The organism is Proteiniphilum sp. (assembly GCF_034331125.1).
In the GTDB taxonomy this organism is placed as follows: Bacteria; Bacteroidota; Bacteroidia; order Bacteroidales; family Dysgonomonadaceae; genus Proteiniphilum; species Proteiniphilum saccharofermentans.
Genome location: NZ_JAXQGC010000058.1, coordinates 247,400 through 271,020, shown reverse-complemented (window position 1 = coordinate 271,020; position 23,621 = coordinate 247,400). Strand labels below are relative to the sequence as shown.

General features: G+C 46.3%; 18 protein-coding genes. 13 read left to right on the top strand and 5 right to left on the bottom strand.

Translation table 11 applies throughout. The features are described 5' to 3' along the window. Positions 1-101: 101 nt before the first annotated feature. The gene (locus U2P89_RS14880; protein ID WP_026327394.1) at positions 102-740 is read right to left on the bottom strand and encodes a 3-keto-disaccharide hydrolase; all 639 of its coding nucleotides are present in this window, start codon (positions 738-740) and stop codon (positions 102-104) included. 363 nt (positions 741-1,103) lie between these two features. On the opposite strand from U2P89_RS14880, the gene U2P89_RS14875 reads away from it, so the two are divergent. From U2P89_RS14875 to infC, 5 genes are all read left to right on the top strand, one after another. Next, complete coding sequence (locus U2P89_RS14875) at positions 1,104-2,678, top strand: PglZ domain-containing protein (RefSeq protein WP_091904601.1); 1,575 nt, start codon at positions 1,104-1,106, stop codon at positions 2,676-2,678. A 67-nt stretch (positions 2,679-2,745) separates the two neighbouring features. After that, a complete protein-coding gene (tsaE, locus tag U2P89_RS14870) occupies positions 2,746-3,162 on the top strand; it encodes a tRNA (adenosine(37)-N6)-threonylcarbamoyltransferase complex ATPase subunit type 1 TsaE (RefSeq protein ID WP_091904604.1) in 417 nt (138 codons plus the stop codon). A 130-nt stretch (positions 3,163-3,292) separates the two neighbouring features. Further along, on the top strand, positions 3,293-5,362 hold the full coding sequence (locus U2P89_RS14865; RefSeq protein WP_322191779.1) for a tetratricopeptide repeat protein: 2,070 nt from the start codon (positions 3,293-3,295) through the stop codon (positions 5,360-5,362). A 143-nt stretch (positions 5,363-5,505) separates the two neighbouring features. Next, positions 5,506-7,452: a threonine--tRNA ligase gene (thrS, locus tag U2P89_RS14860; protein ID WP_322191778.1), complete on the top strand. Its 1,947-nt coding sequence runs from the start codon at positions 5,506-5,508 to the stop codon at positions 7,450-7,452. 80 nt (positions 7,453-7,532) lie between these two features. Next, complete coding sequence (gene infC / locus U2P89_RS14855) at positions 7,533-8,090, top strand: translation initiation factor IF-3 (protein ID WP_076928389.1); 558 nt, start codon at positions 7,533-7,535, stop codon at positions 8,088-8,090. A gap of 54 nt (positions 8,091-8,144) precedes the next feature. Here infC and U2P89_RS14850 read toward each other — a convergent pair whose 3' ends face one another. Beyond that, positions 8,145-9,416 carry a Gfo/Idh/MocA family oxidoreductase gene (locus U2P89_RS14850; protein ID WP_322191777.1) on the bottom strand — a complete coding sequence of 424 codons (1,272 nt, stop codon included), beginning with the start codon at positions 9,414-9,416 and terminating at the stop codon, positions 8,145-8,147. A gap of 248 nt (positions 9,417-9,664) precedes the next feature. Here U2P89_RS14850 and U2P89_RS14845 point away from each other — a divergent pair, with 248 nt between their 5' ends. The 8 genes from U2P89_RS14845 to U2P89_RS14810 all read left to right on the top strand — a co-directional run bounded on the left by U2P89_RS14845 (position 9,665) and on the right by U2P89_RS14810 (position 17,595). Further along, positions 9,665-10,603, top strand: coding sequence for a phage integrase SAM-like domain-containing protein (locus U2P89_RS14845; RefSeq protein ID WP_322191776.1), 939 nt, complete (start codon positions 9,665-9,667; stop codon positions 10,601-10,603). A gap of 70 nt (positions 10,604-10,673) precedes the next feature. Beyond that, complete coding sequence (locus U2P89_RS14840) at positions 10,674-13,595, top strand: bifunctional fucokinase/fucose-1-phosphate guanylyltransferase (RefSeq protein WP_416188647.1); 2,922 nt, start codon at positions 10,674-10,676, stop codon at positions 13,593-13,595. 118 nt (positions 13,596-13,713) lie between these two features. Next, positions 13,714-13,911: a 50S ribosomal protein L35 gene (gene rpmI / locus U2P89_RS14835; RefSeq protein ID WP_076928399.1), complete on the top strand. Its 198-nt coding sequence runs from the start codon at positions 13,714-13,716 to the stop codon at positions 13,909-13,911. A gap of 100 nt (positions 13,912-14,011) precedes the next feature. Next, on the top strand, positions 14,012-14,356 hold the full coding sequence (gene rplT / locus U2P89_RS14830; RefSeq protein WP_076928400.1) for a 50S ribosomal protein L20: 345 nt from the start codon (positions 14,012-14,014) through the stop codon (positions 14,354-14,356). A 202-nt stretch (positions 14,357-14,558) separates the two neighbouring features. Then, positions 14,559-15,683, top strand: a complete 1,125-nt coding sequence (locus U2P89_RS14825) for a glycoside hydrolase family 43 protein (RefSeq protein WP_322191774.1) — start codon at positions 14,559-14,561, stop codon at positions 15,681-15,683. Between the two features lie 5 nt (positions 15,684-15,688). Further along, positions 15,689-16,192, top strand: coding sequence for a pyridoxamine 5'-phosphate oxidase family protein (locus U2P89_RS14820; RefSeq protein ID WP_091904618.1), 504 nt, complete (start codon positions 15,689-15,691; stop codon positions 16,190-16,192). 118 nt (positions 16,193-16,310) lie between these two features. Beyond that, positions 16,311-16,763: a thioredoxin family protein gene (locus tag U2P89_RS14815; protein ID WP_091904621.1), complete on the top strand. Its 453-nt coding sequence runs from the start codon at positions 16,311-16,313 to the stop codon at positions 16,761-16,763. Positions 16,764-16,809: 46 nt separating this feature from the next. Then, positions 16,810-17,595, top strand: coding sequence for an RNA methyltransferase (locus U2P89_RS14810; RefSeq protein ID WP_322191773.1), 786 nt, complete (start codon positions 16,810-16,812; stop codon positions 17,593-17,595). A 14-nt stretch (positions 17,596-17,609) separates the two neighbouring features. On the opposite strand, the gene U2P89_RS14805 is transcribed toward U2P89_RS14810, so the two are convergent. The 3 genes from U2P89_RS14805 to U2P89_RS14795 form a co-directional block, all read right to left on the bottom strand. Beyond that, positions 17,610-18,455: a glycoside hydrolase family 16 protein gene (locus tag U2P89_RS14805; protein WP_313380717.1), complete on the bottom strand. Its 846-nt coding sequence runs from the start codon at positions 18,453-18,455 to the stop codon at positions 17,610-17,612. Between the two features lie 110 nt (positions 18,456-18,565). Continuing rightward, the gene (locus U2P89_RS14800) at positions 18,566-20,101 is read right to left on the bottom strand and encodes a SusD/RagB family nutrient-binding outer membrane lipoprotein (protein WP_322191772.1); all 1,536 of its coding nucleotides are present in this window, start codon (positions 20,099-20,101) and stop codon (positions 18,566-18,568) included. 33 nt (positions 20,102-20,134) lie between these two features. Then, entirely contained in the window at positions 20,135-23,548 is a 3,414-nt protein-coding gene (locus U2P89_RS14795; protein WP_322191771.1) for a SusC/RagA family TonB-linked outer membrane protein, read from the bottom strand. Positions 23,549-23,621: the final 73 nt, after the last annotated feature.

Genomic DNA, 23,621 nt, shown 5'->3' with positions numbered 1-23,621 from the left:
TAAGTGGTTAATTATTTTTTATTCTTATTCTATTCTGTCTTTTTTCTTCTTCACTTCTTTTCCACCTTTCCACCTTTTCACCTTTTCACCTTTTCACTCTCTTATGCTTCCCTGAGCACCAGATTACGAAATTGTACCTCTTTACCTTCGCTCTGGAGACCTATGTGTCCCTCTTTCACCTTGCTGGTCGCTTCGTTTTGTAATACATCGTTGATATAGACCGAGATGGCACCGTCTATTACTGTAACCTGTACTTTGTTCCACTCTCCGTCAGGTTTTTCGCTCGAAGGATGTAGTTTCTCGATCACAGGAAATTTTGGTCGCTCCGTTACTCCTTCGGGTAGCGTGTACTCGTTCAGGTCGGAGCCATTCAGTAATACGAAATCACCAGCCTTTCCGGCCATCAACTGGCATTCTATCCCCCTGGGGAATGGATTCGCAGGATCTTCAATCAGAATAAAAACTCCGCTGTTGCTTGCTTCTCCCGCCCAACGGTATTCCAACTCGAGCGTGAAATTGCGGTACTTCTCTTTTGTATACATATAACCGAGCGGCTCGCCTTTTATCGAGATCACTCCTTCTTTCACCGTGTATACCTGGTCTCCCGGTATCGCATTGTTTTCGACGACAAAATTCCAGTTCGACAGGTCTTTACCATTGAAAATCTCACCGGACTGTTGTCCGCAACTTACTGCCAAAAAGGCCAGTAGGATAACAATTGATAGTCTTGTTGTTTGCATCTGCATAAATTTAAATTATATAGTTTATTAAAATTGATCCTCATCTGCGTTCGGTAAACCAAAGCAAGTCTTATTTCTGCTCTAATAGTTCAATAGCTACAAATATAAGCTTTTTCATACGATAAATAGAATGATGATCTATAAAATTCCGTATAGTCAGGATGGAGTCCCAAAAAAAGTAAAAAAATTGTGAGTTACCGTGGAAATAGATACATTTGTTCAATTTCATTAGACTATTTGAGTCGCAGGCTCCTCGATTTTCAATTCTTGCTATAGCAAAAATAAGCGAGCTTATCTATACTCATTTAGCTTAACGAAATAGTTCAATCTTCGATAACAAGTAGATTAAGAGGACTCAAACGGATGGTCAAAGCACGATTGCTCTGGGTAGATGATGAGGTAGATCTCCTGAAACCATATATTCTTTTTCTGGAAGAGAAGGGATATGGGATGCAGTGTGTCAATAACGGCCGTGATGCGATTGAACTATGCCGTTCACAACGGTTTGATATTGTTTTCCTGGATGAACAGATGCCTGGCTTGTCAGGACTGGAAACCCTTGCGGAACTTCATTCATCCTATCCTGAAATGCCGGTGGTGATGGTTACCAAAAGCGAGGATGAAGGTATAATGAATCGCGCTATCGGAAAAAAGATCACTGATTACCTCATCAAACCGGTCAATCCCAGTCAGGTGCTGATGAGTATAAAGAAAATACTTGAACAGGGTGAACGTATGACGGAAGTGGTTACACAGGAATACCGGGATCTGTTTAACCTTCTGATTGCCGAAATAGAGGATTGCAGGACGGCGAACGATTGGATATCTGTGTATAAAAAACTGGTGTTTTGGGAATTGAAGCTGGATCAGACACAGAGCCCGATGCGTGAGATGCTGGCAGCACAGAAAGCAGAGGCAAATCGTCTATTTGCAAAATTTATCCGGAGAAGCTACGAAAGGTGGATTATAGACGGCCGTGATCATCCTGACCGTCCTGTGATGAGCCCCGACCTGTTTGAGCGGTTTGTATTCCCCACTATAGATAAGGGAGAGAAGCTCTTTTTTATACTGATCGATAATTTCCGATTCGATCAATGGCAAGCTGTGAAAGATATTGCAGGCGAGTTTTTTACCTGTAGGGAGGATATCTATTTTTCTATTCTACCTACAGCCACGCCTTATGCAAGAAATGCTGTTTTTTCGGGATTAATGCCGAGACAGTTGTCGGAAATGTTTCCCGATTTTTGGGTAAATGAATCGGAGGATGAAGGGAAGAATCTTCATGAAGAATTATTTGTTAAGACACATCTGGAGCGACAGGGGAGAAGTTGCCACTTCTCCTATCATAAGATCAACAGGAATCTGGAAGGTGAAAAGTTGGTCACCCGATTTCCGGAGCTGGAGAAATATGACCTGAACCTATTGGTATTCAATTTTATCGACCTGCTTTCTCATGCGCGTACAGAGTCGAGGATGATCAGGGAACTTGCGGCCGATGAATCGGCTTACCGTTCACTTACCAGGTCCTGGTTCCTGCATTCTCCTTTACCGGCTCTGTTGGGAAAAATAGCAGAGAGAGGCTATAAAGTGGTGCTCACTACCGATCATGGCTCTATAAGGGTGAAAAAAGGGATGAAGGTGGTCGGAGACAGGGAGACCGGAGTAAACCTCCGTTATAAATTAGGAAAGAATCTGGGATACGATCCCAAGGTACTATTTGATATTATTCGTCCCGAGAATACCGGATTGCCATCCCCAAATGTGAGCACTCGTTATATTTTTGCAGTGAATGATGATTTTTTTGTCTATCCTAATAACTATAATCACTATCAGTCCTATTATGAAAATAGTTTTCAGCATGGGGGTATCTCTATGGAGGAGATGATGATTCCGGTTATAACGTTGGATTCAAGATTCAAGATTCAAAATTCAAGATAAATTACTAATTAGTCTCATTATTCTCATTGGCACATTAGCATATTATTCACATTAGCACATTAAACTGATGCAAATCGAAATAAAAAATTTAGAGGCACTTCAACCGGCAGCACGGGGATTCATCGATCAAATGGGCGATCGCACTGTTTTTGCCTTTTACGGAGGCATGGGGGCTGGAAAAACTACTTTCATCAAGGCTGTCTGCAAAGAACTTGGAGTAACAGAAACTGTTGCCAGTCCTACATTTGCCATTATCAATGAATACAAAGGGGGGGACGAAGAACCGATTTACCATTTTGACTTTTATCGTATCCACAAACTTGAGGAGGTGTTTGATTTCGGTTATGAAGATTATCTCTACAGCGGGCATACCTGCTTTATCGAATGGCCGGAACTGGTGGAACAAATATTACCGGAGAATACCGTCAAGCTATCGATACGGGAAACGGAGAGTGGAAGCAGGATTATAGAGTGTATATCGTAAGACAGACAGCATTCGTTATGCAAAATGGGATAAGTTCCATTAAACGAATTGAAAAAGAAACACTCAAATAGGCGAATCGGGACAAAAAATGCGGAAAAATCTATATATTCGCACATTGAAAAGATTAAAGATGAAGAAAACGATCATTGCTGCCTTTATTTTACTCACATCACTCACTACATCTGCGCAGGTCAATACCGACCGTGTGATGATGATCGGGAAGAATGCGTTATATTTTGAAGATTACGTGCTGGCAATACAGTATTTTAACCAGGTGATCACGGCCAAGCCTTATCTGGCTGACCCCTACTATTTCAGGGCAGTAGCTAAGTTTATGCTCGACGATTTCCAGGGAGCGGAAGAAGATGCAAGTAACTGCCTGGTGCGTAATCCCTACTATACGGCTGCTTATCAGTTGCGGGGTGCTGCACGCCAGAATCAGGAAAAATATGAGGAAGCTGCCACGGATTACCAGAGAAGCCTTGAATTTTATCCCGAAGACAGGCTTACACTGGTCAATATGGGTATCGTTAATATTGAACTGAAGCAATATGATATTGCAGAGAAGTTTTTTGATGTGCTTTTACGACGTTTCCCGGATTATACCCCAGGATACCTTGCCCGTTCACACATGTATATCCAGATGGAGGATACCACGAAGGCGATGGCCGACCTGAATACAGCGATAGAGAAGGATCCATATACTGCACAGACCTTTGCAGCCCGTGGATTGCTTCATTTTCAACAGGGAGACTATAATAGTTCTCTTGCCGATCTGGATGAAGCGATCAGGTTAGATCCCTATTTTGAAGGAAATTATATCAACCGGGGATTGGTGAAGTATCATCTGAATGATCTGCGTGGAGCGATGGCTGATTACGACAGGGTGATAGAAATGGATGAAAACAACCTTATTGCCCGTTTTAACAGAGGTCTTCTGCGTGCACAGGTTGCCGATAATAACAGGGCGATACGTGATTTCGACAAGGTGATCGAGCTGGATCCGGAAAATACTATCGCTTACCTGAACAGGGCGATGCTGCACAACGAGGTGGGTGATAAGGCCGGCGCCTTGAGCGACCTCAATGTCGTGCTGGAAGAGCATCCCGATTTCTTTACCGGTTATTATATGCGTTCGCAGTTGAAGCGTGAGCTGAATGACTTGCGGGGATCTGAGCAAGATTATATGATTGCGAGGGCCGAAGAGTCTAAAGCCCGTAAGGTGGCAACCGCGGATCCTGAACCTTTCAAACAGGCAAGGGAAAGGTCGGAAAGTAAAGATACCCGTGAGCAGGCCGACCGCGATATTGAGAAGTTCAATCTCTTGGTGGTAGCCGACAAGGGAGAATCGGAAAACACAAAATACCAGCGTCAGAGCAGGGGAAGAGTGCAAAATATCAGTGCTCCTATCGAGCCGGAACCGCGGTTCGTGCTGACTTATTATGAACGTGATTTTGAAGTACGTCGTCCCGTATATTACTCCGAAACAATGGATCAGGCAAATAGTGAGCTTGGATTAAGTTGGTTGCTGAAGATGACAAACAGGGATGCGCCGTTGAATGAACTTCAGGTACAGACGCACTTCCGTTCAATCGATAACTATTCCGCCAGGATCGACAGGGAGCCGGGCGATGCTTCGCTCTATTTCGGGCGGGGAATGGATTTTATGTTGGTGCAGGATTATGAGAATGCCTTGAAAGATATGAGGCGGGCTATTGAGCTGAACCCAAAAATGTTGGTCGCCCATTTTGCATGGGCTGTAATCCGTTCCAAGCAGGTGGAATATGACCGCCTGCAAAGCGATCCGATCATGATGGACAGAAGTACAGGGATTGATCTCCCCGGATCTGCCGGCAGCAGTGGTATATCCGGTAAACCCAGATTACCGGATATCTCTACCAAATCGATTGAATATGAGGAGATCCTCAGGGAGTATGAGGCGATTATCCGCCTGAATCCCAATTTTATGTATGCTTATTACAACCGTGCCGAGATTTTCAGTCTTGAGAAAGACTACCGTGCAGCTATTGCTGACTACACCAAAGCGATTGAACTGGAACCTCAATTTGCTGAAGCCTACTTCAACCGGGGTATATCGCGTCTGTCCATTGGTGAAACACGTGACGGGCTTGATGATCTTCGTAAAGCCGGTGAACTGGGGATTGTGCAATCGTATAGTATCATTAAACGGATGCAATAACATGCCCGCTTTTCTTTGTGGGTTAACAGGCAAAATCCTGCATTTGTAAATTTGTAAATGTGGTTTACTACAACAAAAATCACTATTTTTGTATTCTTAAACGTGAGAATACACGTTTTTATTCAGCTAATAGAGCATAAATTATGATAAAGATTACTTTTCCCGACGGATCTGTCAGGGAATATGAAAAAGGAGTGACAGGAATGGAGATAGCCAACAGCATCAGTCCGCGACTGGCGCAGGAGGTGCTGGCAGCAAGTGTGGATGGTGAGACATGGGATCTGACAAGACCGATTGGACACGACGCCTCTGTCCGGTTACTGAAATGGGAAGACGAAGAGGGTAAACATGCCTATTGGCACTCGTCTGCCCACCTGATGGCGGAAGCACTGCAGATACTCTATCCCGGCATAAAATTCGGTATAGGCCCCGCCATAGAAAACGGGTTTTACTACGATGTGGATCCGGGTGAAGGAGTGAGTATCAAAGAGTCCGACTTTCCGGCCATCGAGAAGAAGATGATGGAACTGATCGCCGCCAGGGAAGATATCGTACGAAAGAGTATCTCCAAAACCGATGCTGTCAGTATGTTTTCCGACCGGGATGAAAATTACAAGGTAGAGCTGATCAACGAACTGGAAGACGGTACGATCACCACATATACCCAGGGAAGTTTTACCGACTTGTGTCGTGGGCCTCACCTTCCCAATACCTCCTATATCAAGGCGGTAAAGATATTGTCTGCTGCTGGCGCTTACTGGCGTGGCGATGAGAAACGTCCCCAGTTGACACGGCTCTATGGCATTACCTTCCCCAAGAAAAAAATGCTGGATGAATATCTGGTGATGCTGGAAGAAGCCAAGAAACGGGATCACCGTAAAATTGGCAAGGAACTCCAATTATTCCATTTCTCACAGACCGTGGGTGCAGGTCTTCCTTTGTGGTTGCCTAAAGGCACGCAGTTGCGCCTCCGCCTGGAAGATTTCCTGAAGAAAATACAACGCGAGTTCGATTACGAGCAGGTGATCACACCTCATATCGGACATAAACAACTTTATGTGACATCAGGGCACTACGCCAAGTATGGTAAGGATTCGTTCCAGCCGATCAAAACTCCTGAAGAGGGAGAGGAATTCCTGTTGAAACCGATGAACTGTCCGCATCACTGCGAGATATATAAAGCTTTTCCCCGTTCCTATAAAGACCTGCCGTTGCGGTTGGCGGAATTCGGGACGGTGTATCGCTACGAGCAGAGCGGTGAATTGCACGGGCTGACCCGCGTGCGGGGCTTTACGCAGGATGATGCGCATATCTTCTGTACGCCCGATCAGGTGAAAGATGAATTCCTGAAAGTGATGGATATCATCTTCATTATCTTCAACGCATTGGACTTCGCTAACTTCGAAGCGCAGATATCGCTTCGTGACCCCGGCGATAAGGAAAAATATATCGGTTCGGATGAAAACTGGGAAAAAGCAGAACGGGCCATTATAGAAGCATGTGAAGAGAAAGGATTGAAAACAAAAGTGGAATTGGGTGAGGCTGCCTTCTACGGCCCCAAACTCGATTTTATGGTGAAAGACGCGTTGGGGCGCCGTTGGCAGTTAGGTACCATTCAGGTGGATTATAACCTGCCGGAGCGGTTCGAACTGGAATATACCGGCGCCGACAACCAAAAGCATCGCCCCGTGATGATCCACCGTGCACCGTTTGGATCGATGGAACGTTTTGTGGCGGTATTGATCGAGCATACTGCCGGCAAGTTCCCGCTGTGGCTCACTCCTACCCAGGTAGTAGTGCTCCCGGTCAGCGAGAAATTCAACGATTATGCCTTCGACGTGGTGAAGGAGTTGAAGAAATTCGATATCCGTGCCGAGGTAGACGACCGTAACGAAAAGGTGGGGCGTAAGATTCGTGACAATGAATTAAAGCGTATCCCTTATTTGCTGATTGTAGGCGAGAAAGAGGTGGAAAATGAAGAAGTTTCGGTAAGAAAACAGGGTGGGGAAGACAAAGGTTCGGTAAAATTGAGTACATTTGCCGAAGAAATTTCCCGTGAAGTGGAAGAAATGATGAATCGTGGAAATTAAGAATTAAAAGTTAAGAATTAAAATTCCGACTCTTAACTATTCATTCTTAATTATTCATTTTTAATTTTTAAAATTTTTGAATGAGAAAAGACTCAAAAGAGCAACATCGGATCAATGAGCGTATCCGGGTACCGGAAGTCCGGTTAGTAGGAGACAATGTGCAGGAAGGCATCTATCCCACGAGGGAGGCTTTAAGAATTGCGGAACAGCAGGAGTTAGACCTTGTCGAAATAGCTCCTACGGCAAAGCCGCCTGTCTGCAGGGTAATCGATTACCAGAAATTTGTATACCAGCAAAAGAAAAAGTTAAAGGAACAGAAGGCTAAATCGGTAAAGGTGACGGTGAAAGAGATCCGTTTCGGCCCCCAGACCGATGATCACGACTACAACTTTAAACTGAAACACGCCATGAACTTTCTGAACGAAGGTTCAAAAGTGAAGGCATTTGTATTTTTTAAAGGGCGCTCTATCCTGTTCAAAGAGCAGGGAGAAGTATTGTTACTACGTTTCGCCAACGATCTGGAAGAGTATGCCAAGGTAGAATATATGCCTATCATGGAAGGTAAGCGTATGTCAATCATGCTCTCTCCTAAAAAGGCGGCACCCGGTGCCAAAAAAGAAAACAAAGGGGAGGAATAATGACTGTTCTTCCTCCTTGCTTTTACCGTTTTCCTGCCAATATTTTTCTCACGTTCACTTTCCTGTAAACTGTTTTAAGTCCAGATTCGGGTCAATTCTATGTGGGGTGTAAACCAGTTCATCCCATGTCACTTTCTCTTGTTTCGAAGCAGCTTCTCTTCCCAGGATAGCCGTGAGGGTGGAGTTACAACCCGATTCCAACTGGTTGAGATATTTCCCGGTGGTAATACTGTCGATAAATGCTTTTCCCTTATTGGGATCAGCATCGTCGAGTGAAGAGGAGCTCGCTCCTTGGGCGATCGATTCCGGTGTGAGCTCTGCTGCAGAACGTACGATCCCCGAATCCCATTTGTGTGTGCCATTAATGAAAACGCCGCCACTGTAGTGGGCTTCTGCGATACCTTCCGTGCCGATGAACCGGGCACATACATCCCCGAAGACTTTTCCGAATTTTGCAGAATGTACGGACACGTTTATGTCGCCCGGATATTTATAGATTACCTGGTAATTCGTCCATGCATTCCCGAAATCGGGTCCGCCCTTTTTGGTACCGTCTCCTATGGCATACATTGGGGTAGTACCTAATATCCAGTTACAGGTGTCGATCATGTGGATAGCCTGGTCCAGATAGCAGCCGCCTGATATTTCATGGAAATGATAGTGGTTACGGATACGCATTTCGTCGTATGGCATCCCTTCATGTGGAATGATGGGCGCTCCCGATGAAAAATAATATAACTGTACCGTGACGATCTCCCCGATATCCCCTCTTTTTATTCTTTTGCCCATCTCGGCATAGGGGGTGGCGAACTTGACCTGGAAGCCGTCGAATGCCGAAAGACGATTCCCTATATTCCGTGCTGTTTTTATAATCTGTTGGCAGCCGTCGGCATCTATGGCCATCGGTTTCTCACAATAGACATGTTTCCCGGCGGCAACCGTATCTTCCAGCATCTGTGGATGTGAATAACCCGGGGAGGCGATAATGACTGCATCCACATCCTTGTTCTCCAATAATCTGAGGTACGCGTCATGGCCGGAGTAGGTGTTGTTTTTCCCGACTGGAGCATAATTCCTTTTCTGATTGAGCGTATTGGCAAAAGCAATACCTTGCTCTAATTTGTCTTCAAAAAGATCGGCCAACGCAACGACACGGATATTGGCATTTTCCGACATACTTCCAAGAATACCTGCAGCACGGTTGCCGCATCCCACTAATCCGATCCTTACTGTGGAATTGTTGTTTGTGGCAAAAACTATTTCAGGCTTTAAAACAGTCAGCGTGGAGAGTATAGATGCGCCCCTGATAAAATTTCTTCTGTTCATAGTAAATATTTTCAATGAGTTAGGTATATAAACATATTATTGTTATCAATGTCATTGGCCGGATAGGCAAATGTACTAACTATTTCGGTAAGCAACACAGTCGGAAAACAGATTTATCTGTATTTCTTATTATGCCCTGTTGACATCTCTTTTGCCTTTTCGGACGAAAATACCCCTTTGTGACCTTTTATAGAGAGGTTTTGTATGATTGTTGCATGTATATTTTTTGGATTAAAAAATATTGTACTATGGCAACAATTCGTGTAAAATTAAGAGTATCGACCGTACCGGGCAAAGCCGGGTCGATTTATTATCAGGTTATTCATCGCAGACAGCATGTTCAACTGACATCTTCCATAAAACTATATTCTCATGAATGGGATACACAGAATGCACGTGTCCGTATTAACGGAGAAAAAGTCTCTTTTCTGTTGGCCGCACAAAGGGCAATAAATGCCGATCTGGCCGTTCTTCATGACATCATTTCCCGGAAAGAGGCCGTCGGCGTTCCTTATGATGTAGCCGATATCGCTTTTGCGTTCCGTGCGCTTATACCTGCCGAAGAAGATTTTTTTTTATACATGGAAAAACGTATAGGCAGATTAGAAGAGGAAAATGCTCATGGAACGGCACTTAATTACCGGCGGGCATATCGTAGTTTTGCGGCATTCTTGGGCAAACAATATTTACCATTTCCCGCATGTACCGAAATACTCATCAGTGAATATGAACAATGGCTCCGTCAGCGTAAAATAAAACGGAACAGCAGCTCATTTTATATGCGTGTCCTGCGTGCGGTTTATAATTCGGCTGTGTCCGACGGATTGGTCCCGGCCGGGAATCCTTTCCGGAAAGTATACACGGGCATAGATACCACTCGTAAACGGGCGGTGGGCAAACAAATCATCAAACAGTTAAAAAAAACTGGATCTGACAGAAATCCCGGTTTTGGCTTATGCCCGCGATCTCTTTTTAGTCAGTCTCTATTTGCGGGGAATGGCGTTCGTGGATATGGCCTATTTGCAAAAATCCGATATCCAGCATGGAGTTGCGACTTACATCCGGAGAAAAACCGGAATACGGCTAAGTATCAAGGTGGAACCTTGTCTACAGGAGATCATAGACCGCTACCAGGAAAAGACAATCCATACACCGTATGTTTTGCCCATTATTACGAGTACCAATGAAAAGCAGGCGTACCGTGAATATCAAAACGCTTTGAGTTATTATAATTTTAATGGTGCTCAAAGAAATCAGATATTATCTAAAGGTTTTTATTATTTTTGCAGAGAACGACTTATACTGTATCTATCTGATTTTTTTGAAATGAAGAAACTCCTTTCACTGCCACATAACGCCACAAAGAATTATCACGCGCTTCATCAAAGGAGCGGGAAAGAGTGGTTCTGCACCTCCGACCCGAAAGGGAAACGATTAGGTTCGGGAAGCGGTACAACCTGGCTTCTGGAGGAATGTTACCGGAATGAAAACCCGGGTGCGGACTTCGAAACATGGCTTTCCAACGAAAAACGGATCCTGATCCACGCGGGTGGACAGAGCAGGCGTCTCCCTTCCTACGCGGTGACGGGCAAGACCGGATTGCCGATACCGGTATTTCGCTGGGCACGGGGACAACGGTTGCGCCAGGATCTTATTTCATTGCAGCTGCCTCTGTATGAACAGATACTGAAACAGGCACCGGACTCGCTGCGGACTTTTATTGCAAGCGGGGATGTGTTGATCCGTTCTGAAGAACCCTTGCAAGAGATACCGGAAGCGGATGTGGTGTGCTACGGCCTATGGGTGGATTCGTCACAGGCAACCCGTCACGGGGTATTTGCCGCACGCAGGGATATGCCCGAGGTGCTGGACAGGGTGATGCAGAAGCCTTCGTTGCAGGAATTGGAGGAATTATCCCGATCCCATTTGATGCTGATGGATATCGGCATGTGGCTGCTGAGCGACAGGGCAGTACAACTACTGAGGGAGCGTTCATACGGGAAAGAGGGCTCTTTGGAGTTCTACGACCTGTATAGCGACTTTGGCCTGGCATTAGGGACTGATCCGAAGAAAATTGACAGAGAAATCAACCGGCTCTCCGTGAAAATACTTCCCTTGCAGGGAGGTGAGTTCTACCATTACGGTACCACACGTGAGATGATCTCATCCACCCTCGCGCTGCAAAATAAGGTGTTCGACCAGCGGTTGATCATGCACCGGAAGATTAAACCTAATCCTGCCATCTTCACCCAGAATGCCATCATCGATTTTCATTTCAACGAGAAAAACCGGAATATCTGGATCGAGAGCTCCTGTCTCGGTAACAGGTGGACTGTCGAGGCGGATAGCGTGATTACCGGGGTGCCGGAAAACAATTGGCAATTAGATGTGCCGGAAGGTATATGTATTGATTTGGTACCTGTTGACGCCCGCTCATATGCCATACGTCCCTACGGAATGGACGACCGGTCCGGAGGAAAAGTCGATGATCCGCAAACGTGTTGGATGGGACAACCGGTGGTTGAATGGCTACAGCAGAGGGGCCTGAACACCGATGTGTTGGGGGGTGATGCAGAGGATATCCAGCGCTGTAAATTGTTTCCATGCCTCGAACAATTGGATGAGATGGAGACAGTGCTGAAATGGATGATCGGCGACGATCTTTCCGGAGAGGGAAAGAGGCTCTGGATGGAGTCTGAACGCCTTTCGGCAGACGAGTTGATGGAAAGGGCTTCCATTGCCAGGTTATATGCCCAACGTGAGATTTTCCGGCGTAAGAATTACAAGATGTTGGAGAAGAACTACGAAAAGAGTGTCTTCTATCAATTAGACCTGAGTGATGTGGCCAATGAGTATCATCATATGGGACTGGAGCTGCCCGATTTGTTGCCGCCGGAGGCTGATGAGATGCAGCATATCCATAACCGGATGTTCAGGTCGCGACTTTTGGCGTTCCTTGGAGAGACCGGGGCTGCGGACAAAGAGGAGAAGGAGGCTTTCTCCCTTTTGCGCAACGGGATGATTGAGGCTTTGTCCAACAAAAAACGTTCACCCGGATTGTCGGCATTTCCTGACCAGATCATATGGGGCAGAAGCCCGGTGAGGATCGACCTGGCGGGAGGATGGACAGATACTCCACCCTTCTCGCTCTACTCGGGCGGAAATGTGGTCAATGTGGCGATAGAACTGAACGGGCAGCCTCCTTTGCAGGTATATGTGAAGCCATCTAAGGAATACCGGATCGTATTGCGCTCTATTGATCTGGGGGCAACGGAAGTGGTGGAATCTTTTGATGGGCTGAGGGCATTCCATCAGTTGGGTTCTCCTTTCTCTATCCCGAAAGCCGCACTGGCCTTATGTGGGTTCCTACCGGAATTCTCGGCGGAACGATGGAATACGTTGACGGAACAACTGCAGGCATTCGGAGCAGGTATAGAATTGACGTTACTGGCTGCCATACCGGCGGGCTCGGGACTGGGCACAAGTTCTATCCTGGCGTCTACTGTGCTGGGTGCCCTGAATGATTTCTGCGGATTGCAATGGAACAAGCAGGATATCAGTACGAACACATTAATACTGGAGCAGCTATTGACCAGTGGAGGCGGATGGCAGGATCAGTATGGAGGTATCTTCCATGGAGTAAAGTTACTGGAGTCGGATCGTGGTTTCCTGCAGACACCCCAAATCAGCTGGCTTCCCGATTTTCTCTTTACAGACCAGGCTTATAAACCTTTTCACCTGTTGTACTATACCGGAATTACCCGTGTGGCAAAGAATATTCTGGGTGAGATTGTAAGGGGAATGTTCCTTAATTCGGCACGGCACCTGTCGATACTACATGAAATGAAAGTGCATGCGTTAGATATGGCAAACTCTATTCAGCGGGGAGATTTTGAACGGTACGGACAGTTGATCATGAAAACCTGGGAACAGAAGAAAACGATCGACAGAGGTACAAATCCGCCGGAAGTGGAGAGGATCATCGATATGGTGAAGGATTATACGCTGGGGTACAAGCTGCCGGGTGCCGGAGGTGGAGGATATCTCTATATGGTGGCGAAGGATGAGGAGGCGGTACTGCGCATCAGAAAAGTGCTGAATGAAAACCCGCTGAACGAGAAATCCCGGTTCGTAGATATGGAGTTGTCAAAAAAAGGATTTCAGGTATCGAGGTCATAAGAATAAAAAATCACCAAAATTACTTGCGTAACGAGAATAAAATCATTACTTTTGCAAACTTTTTTACCGGATAACAGGTAAAAGGGACAATAATAATAACAAATTCAAAAAGAGCAAAATGCCAAAAATGAAGACTAATTCCGGTGCCAAAAAGAGGTTCGCCCTTACCGGAACAGGAAAAATCAAGCGGAAACATGCTTACAAAAGTCACATTTTGACCAAAAAGACTAAAAAGCAAAAGAGAAATCTTACGCAAACAGGTCTGGTTCACAAGTCTGACGTAAACAGCGTTAAAATTCTGTTGGGATTGAAATAATCCGCACGGGTAAGTTTCCAAAAAAGAGATTTAGTAACAGGATGTATGCCGCCAAGAGCCCTGTACGACAGGGACGCTATCATTCAAAACAAGTAACATTATGCCAAGATCAGTCAATCATGTTGCATCACGCAACCGCAGAAAAAAAGTTCTGAAATTAACAAGAGGCTATATCGGCGCCCGCAAGAATGTGTGGACAGTAGCCAAGAACACGTGGGAAAAAGGTCTTACCTATGCCTATCGTGACCGCAAAAACAAAAAACGTAACTTCCGCGCTTTGTGGATCCAACGTATCAACGCCGCCGCCCGTGAACACGGTATGTCTTATTCACGCCTGATGGGTGCGCTGCACAAGAATGAAATTGAAATCAACCGCAAGGTACTTGCCGATTTGGCAATGAATCATCCCGAAGCATTCAAGGCTATCGTGGATAAAGTGAAATAGTAACACACTCTTCATGCCGGGTTGATCCGGAATGGAATAGATAGGGAGAACCTGACCAGGTTCTCCTTTTTTTATTTTATCTTTGCTACGCAGATGGAGTATAAACCGGTTTGGCGAGAGATTGGTGCAAGCGGAGAAGTAATCGCCTGGAAGGCGGGACCGGGGTAAACAGGTCCCGAAAATATAAAAATGGAATAATGATATGAAACTGTGCAAAGGAATAACTGCTGTTTTGCTGTTGACCGGTATATTTGCCGGCACGCTGGTAGGTTGCCGTAATACGGGTAAAACCTCTTCCGGTACCATCACCTATTCGAACCCGTTACCGGTGGCTTTTGGTGATCCGTTTATCCTCTCCGCTTCCGACGGGAAGTATTATATGTACGGGACGGGCGGTGCGGGGAAAGGGTTCGGTGCCTATAGTTCGGATAACCTTGTCGACTGGCATTTCGAAGGACAGGTCTATTCGGGCGACCAGCCCGGTTCATGGACAGTAAAGAACTATTGGGCACCCGAAGTATATGAAATCGACGGACGTTATTATATGTTCTTCAGCGCCGACTGGAAAGTGAATCCTACCGATGAGCTGGAGAATTTCCGTATCGGGGTGGCGGTGGCCGACCAACCTACAGGCCCTTTTACCGAGATATCCGACAACCCCCTGTTCGATCCGGGATATCCTATTATCGATGCCAATATCCTGCAACACGGTGGCAGGACTTATCTCTATTATTCGCGTTGCTGCTATAAGAATCCGGTTGAGAGTGAAGTGGCTGCATGGGCGCGTGGGCAGAACCTCTTTGACGAGATCGAGGAGAGCTGGGTCTACGGCGTGGAGATATCCAACGATTTTACTTCCGTTATAGGCGAGCCGGTATTGCTTCTGCAACCTCCGTTCACTATGGATGACCCGCAGACGGAGTGGGAGAGCCGTTCCGTGACGTCGGGAGAGGTCAATCGCCGCTGGACTGAAGGATCGTTTGCTTTTGAGCATAATGGTAAGATCTATATGATGTACTCTGCCAATTTCTTCGGAGGAGAAAACTATGCGGTGGGTTACGCCGTGGCCGATAATCCGTTAGGACCGTTTGTCAAGGCAGAAAATAATCCCGTGTTGGAGAAAAATGTAGCCAGTGGCGGAGATGTGACCGGTACCGGACATAATATGATAGTCTGGTCGAAAGACAACAAGAAGATGTATTGCGTTTATCACGGACGTACCCAAAAGACAGGTGATGAGAGAGTGGTCTTTATCGACGAGATGAATATCGACGAGAATGGAGTGCTTACCGTAGATGGGCCGTCCACATCGAGCAAAGAATTATAAGCTATATGAGAACTTATCCTTTAGAGAAAGAGGAACACATTGAAAAAGTAATCCGTGCATGCCGGCTCTGTTACGTGGGAATGGCGGATGAGAACGGAAGACCTTATGTGTTACCGATGAATTTCGGGTATGAGAAGGGGGTGATATATCTGCATTCCGCACAGGAAGGGCGTTCCATCTCCATTTTAGAGAAAAATCCGCAGGTCTGCATTACTTTTTGTACCGACCCCGGTCTGGTGTGGCAGGACGAAGAAGTGGCCTGTAGCTACCGGATGCGTGCGGAGAGTGTGATCTGTTACGGGAAGGTGGTTTTTGAAGAGGATTATGATGAAAAGGTGAAGGCGTTGAATAGCATCATGCGTCAGTACTCCGACAGGGAATTCAGCTATTCCGCCCCTGCCGTCAGGAATGTAAAGATATGGAAAGTAGTGCTCGATGAAATTACCGCCAAAGAATTCGGCGTGCCGAGCAAAAATGCGGTCAGGTATAAAGACCGTACTCAGTTTTAAACGTTGAGATAAAACTTTAGTCCATACGTTGTTGTTGATATGATAGGTGGAAAGGTGCGTAAGTGCCTGGGTGGTTAGTGGGTATAAATAAGATTAAATCATAAGGAATAGAACAAAAATGAAGAAAATAACAATACTTTTTGCAGCGTTGATGGTGATAGTTTCTGTCTCCGCAAGTGAACCGAAAGAGAAAGAAACGGTCAAGCCGATAGAGTTGACAAAAGCGACTTTCCTGGAGAAGGTGTTCGATTACGAAAGTAATCCGGAGGCGTGGAGTTATAAGGGTGATAAGCCGGCGATAGTCGATTTTTATGCCGACTGGTGTGGTCCCTGCAGAATAGTATCACCGATACTGACAGAACTGGCGGCGGAGTATGGTGATGATATCTATGTCTATAAGATCAATGTCGACAAGGAGAGAGAACTGGCGGGTATGTTCGGTGCGAGAAGTATTCCAATGTTCCTGTTTATTCCCATGGATCAGGATCCGCAGATAGGCATGGGTGCACTTCCCAAAAAATCGTTTCGAGAGGTGATTGATACTTTCCTGTTGAAAAAGGAGACTCTTTGATGATGATGCGCTTCGCGCGATAAAATAATAGTGTGGGGGACAGGGGATGATTACAAGCTTACAGAATCCGGCAATAAAGAATATTGTAAAGCTGTCGAAAAGTAAGGAAAGGAAAGAACAGCAGCTTTTCATGATCGAAGGAGCACGGGAACTGTCGCTGGCATTGCAGAGCGGTTACCGGCCCGAAGCAGTGTATGTTTGCCGGGAGATGTTCGAAAAGACGAAATACCCCGACCTGCTCAATTCCCTTTCCGGAGAGATTGTGTTCGATATATCACTGCCGGTTTTTGCCAAGATTGCCTACCGAGAGAATTCCGACGGCATAGTGGCGCTGGCCAAACCGAAACAGCATGGGCTGGGCGACCTGATACTTTCCCACAACCCTTTCCTTATACTCCTTGAATCGGTGGAGAAACCGGGTAACCTAGGTGCTATCCTCCGGACTGCCGATGCTGCCGCGGTGGATGCGGTGATCGTGTGTGACCCGCAGACCGACCTCTATAATCCCAATGTAGTGCGTTCGAGTGTGGGAGGGATTTTCACCGTACAGACGGCCATTTGCTCTTCCGAAGAGGCGTTTGTATGGCTGCAGGCTAATAAGATCCGTTCATTTGCAGCGGAACTGCAGGCCGCGGAGTTCTATCAGCAAACAGACTTTACACATCCTTCGGCCATCGTGATGGGCACTGAAGCCGAGGGTTTATCCGATTTCTGGCTTAAAAATGCAACAAAGCGAATCAAGATTCCCATGCGTGGGAAAATCGATTCACTTAATGTCTCGGTATCTACTGCCGTGCTTACCTTCGAAGCAATGCGGCAGAGAGGGTTTTAACCGCCCCCCCAGTATCATGGAATGACTTTTTGATATACTCTTACATAATCAATCTGAAAATGATGGGGGAAAAGTGAGTCATCGACTCCCATCCGTCCGCCCCAATTACCTCCGATTGCAAGATTCAGCAGGAGATGAAACCGCTGGTCGAAAGGCCATTCGGCAAATCCGGTGCCTTCGTTCCTGAAGGTGTAATGTTGCGGCTGGTCATCTACATAGACACGGTACTCGTCCTCTTCCCATTCAAGGATATAGGTGTGAAAAGCGGAATGACAGGTGGGAACCTCTATGTATCCGCTTGTTTGAGTCCCCAGCACATGGTTGTAACTTTTGGTATGTGCCGTACTGACAATAGTATCGGGGTCATAGCCCACATTTTCCATAATATCTATTTCACCGCTGTCGGGCCATCCACCATATACATTATCGGTGGGAAGCATCCAGATAGCAGGCCATGTACCCACTCCGGTGGGAAGTTTTGCCCTGATCTCGAAACGGCCGTAAAGCCAATCTCCTTTCCCTTTGGTGATAAGACGTGCAGAGGTGTAGCGTTTACCACCCATGCTGTCGATGCGGGCTGTGATGGTCAGCAGGCCATCATGCACATAGGCATTGAGGGAATCGTAAGCAGTATAGTGCTGCAACTCGTTGTTGCCCCAATCCCATTTGTTGCCTTCGGTGTCGTAGCTCCATTTCGTGGAGTCGGATAGTCCCGTGTAATTGAATTCATCATTCCAGACCAGTTCCCATGTCCCGGTAGGGGTGATAATAGTCTGGTAATCGGGCGTATCGACTTTTTTATTGGCGCAGGCAATAAAAAAGGGAGCCAAAAGGATAAAAGAGAGTAATTTGTTTGTCATTAAATATCGTATAATGGTTATCATATAATGGTGAAAAAATCGCTTGTTTTGAAGTTATCCCTGAAATTGCTCAGGAACAATTCTTAAAACAAGCGATCAAAGTTAAATGTTTATTTCAAAATCCACATGATTTTGTTTATTTCATCATATCCGTCGTATTGACGGTTCAATGCCTCTTCCAGATTTTCCCTGTTATGACTTGCTTCACTTGCCGGGTAGAGCCAACGCATGGGAATGCCATTTTTGTTGTTCTCATTCAGGCTGGTTTCCGGATTGACGGGGAATTCCGGGTATTGATTGCGGCGGTATTCAAAATAGCTGCTTTTCGGATCTTGCATGAACTGGAGGATATAACGTTGCATCCAGATCTGTTTCAATTGATCATCGAGCGTAGATTTGAACGCCGCTTCACCGGTGAAATAGGCGTCGATATATTCCTGCGTGATTGGCATGCCATGTGCAGCGTTGCCGTTGGCTTGTGTCATTACATCGGTCAATGCAGCTTTCACTCCCGATTCATAATAGGCTTTGGCATCTCCGGATATCCATCCTTTCAGCACGGCTTCTGCCAGGATCAACTCCTGTTCGGCAAAAGTGATAAGCCTCAATGGTTCGGAAGCTTCTTCTTGCAGGTATCTTTTATTGATCAGTGAGTAGAGGTTGGCGCTGTGCCCTGCATTCATTTGGGCATACGCGATCTCTACGTCGACACCCCTGTATGCTGCCGGATCGGATGCTCCATATCCATCTGCAATAAGTGCTCCTGCCGGCTCGGCGAAATAATACATCCTTCTGTCATTCAGTAGCTTCAGGTTGTCTATCATCAGGGAGCTGAGGATAGTCCGGCTGGTAAAAAGATCGTTCGTACCGGAAAGAGGATGCCTGTTTTGGGAAGAGTAGGCAAGCCCGTAAAATCCGGTGGAAGCATCCATAAGATTTCCTGCTGAAACAATTTCTGCGAACCGGGAACTCACATTGATACCGCCTATGGACTCCTTGTCGCTTACAGACATCAATACTTTAAGTGCAAAAGAGTTGACCGCTTTCCTCCATTTGACCGGATTACCGTTGTAAGGAGTGGGATCTCCCTGAAAAATGGTTCCGTTCGCAAAATATTGATCTGCCGCCCGGAGTTCGTCCAACACGCCTTTCAATACCTGCTCCTGCGGATCATATTTTACTTTGTAAATACCTTGTGCCCCTTGTCCGGCGTCACTATAAGGGATATCTCCCATTTCCATGGTAAGCCGGTAGAAGGTATATGCTTTGGCGAAAGCGCCGAGGCCCTTGTAGGAATCCTCCATGATACCTCCTTCTGCATATTCAATCATCTTTTCAATATTGGGCAGTATGGTCATCGGGCCAAAATCACCTCCTCCGATTTTGTTGTACTGCTGATCCATTTGCCCTTCATTGGCGTATCCCACGTATTTGGGAAGCGCGTTATCTCCAATCATTACTTTGGCGTCTCTTCCGGAAAACCTGGTATAACGCAATATCACGTTGGTGGCCAATAGCGAAGCACTGACTGTGGTCGTGTCATCGGGATTAGTATTTATTTCGTCAAAATTGTTACAGCCGAAAAGCAGTAATAATGACAAAATAGAAACCCCCGTGCGGGTTATATATTTATTGAATCGTTTCATATACTGTTTCTTTAAAATATGGTTTATTGCTTATTAAAATACCACTTTTAAGTTGAATCCTAAGTAACGGATCGAGGGATCGCTGAAGTTCTCATAACCGCCATCGGGATCGGAGTATTTGAACTGCTTGGCCCACAGAAATACATTTTGCCCGATAGCCGATATGGACGCACTTTTTGCCCTGAACTTACTGCTTACATTTCTTGGTAAGTCGTATGTCAAAGAGATTTCCCTTAACTTGAAGAAGGTGGTCGAATAGGCATCCACCGGAGAGGGGGAGCCGCCCCAGGCCGTACCCTTATGGTAGGCGTTCAGGTAACTTTGATAGGTTACCGCCACATCATTGGGAGCATAGACCCTTGTATCGCTGGTGATATTTCCGTAAGTATCATAAGTCGCTTCCCCGGATACGACCTTTACTCCCTGTCCGGTATAATTACCGGTCCCGGGATTGTTTGCATCGAGGAACCTTTCCGGTACCACAGAATTGGGATGTGAACCGGCCCTCCACATATACATTTCAGTGGTAGTCTGCGCGATTCCGCCCACACGTCCGTCAAGTGCGATTCCGAGGGTGAAATCCTTGTACCGGAGAGAGGTTCCTATGCCCCAAATCCAATCGGGATCGGCATAGCCATACAGTGATGTGAAGGAGTTATATAACGGTAAACCGTTGTTGTGGATGATGTTTCCTTGCGGATCTCTCTGGTAGTCGTTCAATATATAATGATCCGCCCTTTTTCCTACGGCCACCCACGGTTTGTCGGTGGAATGCACCGAGTCGATCTGTGTATAATATCGGGCATATTTAGACCAGTTCAGTGCTACATCCCATTGAAGGTCTTTTGTTTTTACGGGAGTCACATTGGCCGCGATCTCCACACCTTTCCGGGTAATCTCTTCGTCAATATTGATAAAATTGGATGTATAACCCGAAGCAGGACTGATGGCTGCCGACCGGAGGAAATCATACATTCTCTTCTGATAGTAAGAGACGTCGAGTGAGGCCCTGTTGTTGAAGATGTTGATGGCGGTTCCCACTTCAAATGTTGATGCTGATTCGGGACGTACATCTGTTCCTTTTATCGATGTCGGGAAGGCGGCGGAACTTAAATCACCCCACGCATTGGATGTGATGGAGTAGACCGAATTGATGGCATATATTCCGGCCGGTGTTTTGGATGAAGTCCACGATCCCCTTAATTTCCATAATGAAAGCCAGTTGTAATCAGCCAGCAGTTCCGAAGCGATGAAGCTACCCGAAACCGAAGGATAGAGGTATGAACGGGTCGATTCGGAGAGTGTCGAACTCCAGTCGTTACGCAATGTTGCTTCCGCATACACCATACTCTTCCATGAGAAACCTACTCTTCCGTATAAACTGTTTACCTGTTGCCTGTAAATGACAGATCTCACAGCCGCCGGATTGACGGATGCTTTCAACGAATAGAAAGCGGGGATGGTCAATCCTCCCTGGGTGCGGGCTTCAATACCGTCATCCTGTCTGTAATAGATAGTTCCCCCGATAAAACTTTCAAGGCGGAAATCACCGAGCGATTTATCGGCCGATATCAACAGGTCGTTATTCACACTATATCCTCTTCCGAGACCGGTATTGAATGATCCTCTCTGGGACTCTCCCCAAATCTCGGTTCCACCGTTTAACACTGTCGCACTCCCCGCACCCTGAAATGACCCTTTTGAAACGGTTATTTCCTTTTTATCGCTGTATATATCGAACCCGGTCCGTGCTGTTGCTTTGAGCCAATCGTTAAAGTTGTAGTCGATGGAAACAGACCCGTTAAAGATGTCCCTGTTGCTGCTGCGCGTCCTTTCGTATCTGTCGAAATAGGGATTGTTATTGCCGGCCGTGTAACTGTTGTTTTGCACCTCATTGGGAATGAGCCAATAGTCTTTGTATTGCCTTAAGTCCCAATCGGGAGCAGACCAAATGAGGAGCGAGTACATGGGATCATAACCCGTATATCCACTGAATCCGGTGTTGGGTGTGGACTGCTTATTGTAGGTCATCGATGCTGCCAGGAGGAACTTGTCGATTTTCATGTCACCGCCCAAACCGAATGTCAGTTTGTTATAGATTGAATTAGGATATTGTCCCTTATTGTTGATCCATGTGGCAGATGTGCGGAAACTTCCGTATTCACCCTGTTGCGCGATGCTGACGTTGTTATTCAGGATATACCCTGTTTCAAGGAAATTCCTGAAGTTATCCTTTCCGATAGGAAGATAGGGCATCGGTCTCATTGTTTTCGATACGGGATCCCATTGGATGACCTCCCGTCCGTCTAAAGGTGCGCCCCACGAACCGTCGCCGGTACGGACATATTCCGCTTTTCCCTCTGCATTGGTCCGAACGACACGGCCAAAATCGGATTGTAACTCGGGAATAGCCAAATGGCCTGCAGCGAACATTGTGCCTGAATTGACCTGGACAGAAAGGCCTGTGGCGGATAATCCTTTTTTAGTGGTTACCATGATAGCTCCGCTTGATCCTCTGTAACCATATAGGGCAGAGGCGGTGGCTCCTTTTAATACGCTGAGGCTCTCTATGTCGTCCGAAGGCACGTCACGTAATGTCATATTGGCGTAGGGTACACCGTCAATAACGAGGAGCGGCTCTTCCCCACGGATCTGGATAGAGGGAGCTTCCGCAAATTCGGTGCTGTTGCGGACAAGCAGGCCGGCTACCTTACCGGTCAATGAAGTTCCCACATCGACACCCTTTACCGTCTGTAAACCGTCTCCGGCAACCGACTGGACAGAATATCCCAGCGCTTTCTCCTCACGTTTGATACCGAGTGCGGTGACCACCACTTCGCTGAGCATGGCTGTATTTTCCTGCATCACCACATCGAAAGTGGTTCTGTCGCTTGTGTTGAGGATAACATCGCCATATCCGAGATAGCTGATTTTCAGCTTGGCATTACGTGTGACATTCAACGAGAAACCTCCGTCATAGTCGCTGACAGTCCCGTTACCGGGGACACCCTCCTCAATGATATTGGCACCGATAATTGGCTCACCGATCTCATCCATGATCCTTCCTTTTACAGTCACCCTGTTTTGCTGTGTTGTGGCGGATGGCAGGTCTTGGCTACTTCCGTCACCCTTTTTTACCAATACAATGATGTTGTTTTCATTTTGCCTGTATTCGATATCGGTGCCCGATAGTAATTGTTGCATAGCGGCATCGATACTTGAATTGGTGAGCTGAAGGTTGATCTGCTTTTCCAGCCCGGCAAGGGATTCATTGTAAAAAAATTTGTAACTGCTTACTTTTTCAATCTCTTTTAATGCCTCACGCAGTGGTCTATTCTGCACATTCACGGTAATTTGTGCGAATAGCTGACCTGCTACTATCCATAAGAGCAAAAGCATGGAGAGCTTTGCAAAAGGATATTTCTTCAAAAATCGTCTTTTCCCCATAAATAAATAGATTTAATAAATATTGTTTTAGGTAGCCGGATAAAAATGGATGACCAATTCTTTACCCTGCTAC

Bases quoted from the DNA above. Each gene is read 5' to 3' on its own strand.
- U2P89_RS14880 (WP_026327394.1), bottom strand. From the start codon at position 740: ATGCAAACAACAAGACTATCAATTGTTATCCTACTGGCCTTTTTGGCA.
- U2P89_RS14875 (WP_091904601.1), top strand. From the start codon at position 1,104: ATGGTCAAAGCACGATTGCTCTGGGTAGATGATGAGGTAGATCTCCTG.
- tsaE (WP_091904604.1), top strand. From the start codon at position 2,746: ATGCAAATCGAAATAAAAAATTTAGAGGCACTTCAACCGGCAGCACGG.
- U2P89_RS14865 (WP_322191779.1), top strand. From the start codon at position 3,293: ATGAAGAAAACGATCATTGCTGCCTTTATTTTACTCACATCACTCACT.
- thrS (WP_322191778.1), top strand. From the start codon at position 5,506: ATGATAAAGATTACTTTTCCCGACGGATCTGTCAGGGAATATGAAAAA.
- infC (WP_076928389.1), top strand. From the start codon at position 7,533: ATGAGAAAAGACTCAAAAGAGCAACATCGGATCAATGAGCGTATCCGG.
- U2P89_RS14850 (WP_322191777.1), bottom strand. From the start codon at position 9,416: ATGAACAGAAGAAATTTTATCAGGGGCGCATCTATACTCTCCACGCTG.
- U2P89_RS14845 (WP_322191776.1), top strand. From the start codon at position 9,665: ATGGCAACAATTCGTGTAAAATTAAGAGTATCGACCGTACCGGGCAAA.
- rpmI (WP_076928399.1), top strand. From the start codon at position 13,714: ATGCCAAAAATGAAGACTAATTCCGGTGCCAAAAAGAGGTTCGCCCTT.
- rplT (WP_076928400.1), top strand. From the start codon at position 14,012: ATGCCAAGATCAGTCAATCATGTTGCATCACGCAACCGCAGAAAAAAA.
- U2P89_RS14825 (WP_322191774.1), top strand. From the start codon at position 14,559: ATGAAACTGTGCAAAGGAATAACTGCTGTTTTGCTGTTGACCGGTATA.
- U2P89_RS14820 (WP_091904618.1), top strand. From the start codon at position 15,689: ATGAGAACTTATCCTTTAGAGAAAGAGGAACACATTGAAAAAGTAATC.
- U2P89_RS14815 (WP_091904621.1), top strand. From the start codon at position 16,311: ATGAAGAAAATAACAATACTTTTTGCAGCGTTGATGGTGATAGTTTCT.
- U2P89_RS14810 (WP_322191773.1), top strand. From the start codon at position 16,810: ATGATTACAAGCTTACAGAATCCGGCAATAAAGAATATTGTAAAGCTG.
- U2P89_RS14805 (WP_313380717.1), bottom strand. From the start codon at position 18,455: ATGACAAACAAATTACTCTCTTTTATCCTTTTGGCTCCCTTTTTTATT.
- U2P89_RS14800 (WP_322191772.1), bottom strand. From the start codon at position 20,101: ATGAAACGATTCAATAAATATATAACCCGCACGGGGGTTTCTATTTTG.
- U2P89_RS14795 (WP_322191771.1), bottom strand. From the start codon at position 23,548: ATGGGGAAAAGACGATTTTTGAAGAAATATCCTTTTGCAAAGCTCTCC.